3 protein-coding genes and 2 pseudogenes are annotated in these 2420 nt (G+C 36.8%); 1 reads left to right on the forward strand and 4 read right to left on the reverse strand.

What is annotated here, in order from left to right; all coding sequences use genetic code 11:
• Positions 1–458: tyrosine-type recombinase/integrase (locus ABD909_RS05705; protein WP_425547948.1), on the forward strand; the 458-nt coding region annotated here is incomplete at its 5' end.
• Positions 459–609: 151 nt separating this feature from the next.
• On the opposite strand, the pseudogene ABD909_RS05710 reads toward ABD909_RS05705, so the two are convergent.
• The 4 genes and pseudogenes from ABD909_RS05710 to ABD909_RS05725 all read right to left on the reverse strand — a co-directional run.
• Positions 610–984 (reverse strand): annotated as a pseudogene (locus tag ABD909_RS05710) (SMI1/KNR4 family protein); the annotation flags it as partial.
• 62 nt (positions 985–1046) lie between these two features.
• Positions 1047–1544, reverse strand: a complete 498-nt coding sequence (locus ABD909_RS05715; protein WP_425547949.1) for an HNH/ENDO VII family nuclease — start codon at positions 1542–1544, stop codon at positions 1047–1049.
• A gap of 157 nt (positions 1545–1701) precedes the next feature.
• Positions 1702–2271 (reverse strand): SMI1/KNR4 family protein, encoded by a 570-nt coding sequence (locus tag ABD909_RS05720; protein ID WP_345096997.1) that lies wholly within the window; start codon positions 2269–2271, stop codon positions 1702–1704.
• A pseudogene (locus ABD909_RS05725) lies at positions 2268–2420 on the reverse strand (SMI1/KNR4 family protein); the annotation flags it as partial. The gene ABD909_RS05720 and the pseudogene ABD909_RS05725, both read right to left, overlap by 4 nt.

The following is a 2420-nucleotide window of genomic DNA, read 5'->3' on the forward strand; positions in this document are numbered from 1 at the left end:
TACGTCATATTCATAAAGAACAAATTGAGGGGGATATATGGACTATCCCTGCTGAGAATATGAAAGGAAAGCTTGATACAACAAAAGAATTTCGTGTGCCTTTATCATCAGAAGCATTAGACATTTTAAAACAAGCGCGCTTGCTTTCTCGCAATGATTTTTTCTTTTCTGCTAGAGGTCGGGGTCCCCTTAATGAGAGTTCTATGGCAAAATATATGAGAAAAAATAAAATTGATGCCTGCCCGCATGGTTTTCGCTCTAGTTTACGCGATTGGCTGGCTGAAACAACCGATGCCCCCTATGAGGTCGCTGAAACCATTTTAGCTCATACGGTCGGAGGGCAAGTAGAGCGTGCTTATCGTCGTACTGACTATTTAGAACAGCGCCGTGTCTATATGGATATATGTCACCGGGCAAGCTTAAGATATGGGGTGCATAACCCCATTATTTGTGGATAACTTTATCTCTCTCTTCTCTCATATCATCTCAATAAGACTCATAAATTATCACATGAGAAAATATATAATAAAATACCTTCAAAAATGAAACAAAATGTGTTTAATAAATAGGCATGATTTGTTCTCATTTTTTTACTTTTGAAAGGATTTTAGATGGAATCTCGACATAGAGTGGACACTCACCATCTTGAAACTGAGAATAATCAAAATAAAATGTCTCACCAAAATCATTCGTACAGACGACAAGCTGCTATGGTTTTGCAAATCCATTTTTTCTATCGAGTAAGTTTCTGTAAACAATATCACTAACAGGAGTCCCCACAGAATCCCCATAAACACTAAATATTTCATCACAACCAATTTCTCCTCCTCTATAATTTTNCTGCAAGCCGAGAGCTTTCTCCGCCTTTTCAATTACGATATCATCAACCGCATTTTTTGCAGTACCAAAATTGATAATATCAGCATCATATTTATTTACTTTATCAACTAATACTATAACATCAGCTAAGGTATGGGTTTTCATCAATTATTCTCCATCAATTATTTTATAAGTCTCTGTTTTTTCTTTTCATCAATCGTAGAGCATTACTGCCGCTGCTCCTGTCCCCATCTGTTAAAATCTAGACCTATGATACCCCATCTCATATCGATTATTCCTCCTAAATGACTATTTTTTTCTTCTCTATACCCTTTAGCACGTTCCTTCCAATATTCCTCTCTCTGCTTATCAAACTTTTTTCTATCTATAAGCGATTGATGTGTTTTTGGATTATTATGAATCACGGAAGTATATTTTTTATGAAATTCATGGCTCATTGCTGCTAAGGGGCCATCAGAGGTTTGATTTAGGTGATGCAACTCAACAGACCAGCCATCTAACCCTATAGGTGCTCTTCCTGCTTTCATTCTTTCAATATTATTGCCCCATACGTCTTTTTTATTTACTCTCCATTTAATTCTTTTGTTAGGATCAAATAAATCGTCTCTCTGATAGACTTTGTGGGTCTGACCAAAGCTATCGGTAAATTTAATGGGGTTTCCTTTTAACCAATTCTTTTTTTCTTTGGCAGCTTCTTTGGTCAGTTCTTTCTTCGCTGCAAGTTTTTCAAGATCTCCCTGAGCAGCAAGTTCTGCAAGATTTTTCTTGAAAGCGAATTAAGAGATCGTAAATAATACCACTACTAGGAATATCTGCTGTATATCCCTTATAAATGTTACGTATTTCCTTCCCCCCCCCATGTCATCTCCCCCATAATTTTTTCCAAAAGCTCTTGTAAAAAGGAATAGGTTGCGGAGTGAGAGGGGGCTCAATCTTTTCAATCGGTTGATCACCATCAGGTATCTCATCTCCCGCGTGTACTATAATCCTTTTGCAAAGGAATTCATAAAAGTTACCTGCGTAATACTGGGGTTCACTAGGTGGAAATCTAAGATAGAGCGGACACTCCGCATCTTGAAATTGAGAGTAATCAAAATAAAAGGTTTCACCAAAATCTGTTCTGCTAACAATAAGCTGTTCTGGTGTCGCAAAACCATGTTTCCTATGATATAAGTTTTTATCCACAATATCGCCTGCAGGATGATCCTCAAAACTTGCGTTATAAATGCTAAAAATTTCCTCATAACCAATTTCTCCTCCTTTATAATTTTTTAAAAAGTCTTTATAAGAAGTTGTAAACTTTACACCAAGAATTTTCTCAGCTTCTTCAATCCTTTCATCACTAACCGCATCCTCTGCAGTGCCAAAATCAACAATATCACTATATTTCTCAATCAACTCTGCAACATCATCTAAGGTATAGGTTTTCATGAATCCTCCCCAGCATGCTCCTTAATTCTTTTACAGAGAAATTCATAAAAATTACTTGCATAATAATGTGACGCTCCAGATGGGATCTCGACATAGAGTGGGCATTCACCATCCTGAAACTGAGAATAATCAAAGTAAAATGTCTCACC

Source organism: Bartonella acomydis (assembly GCF_039543025.1).
GTDB lineage: Bacteria > Pseudomonadota > Alphaproteobacteria > Rhizobiales > Rhizobiaceae > Bartonella > Bartonella acomydis.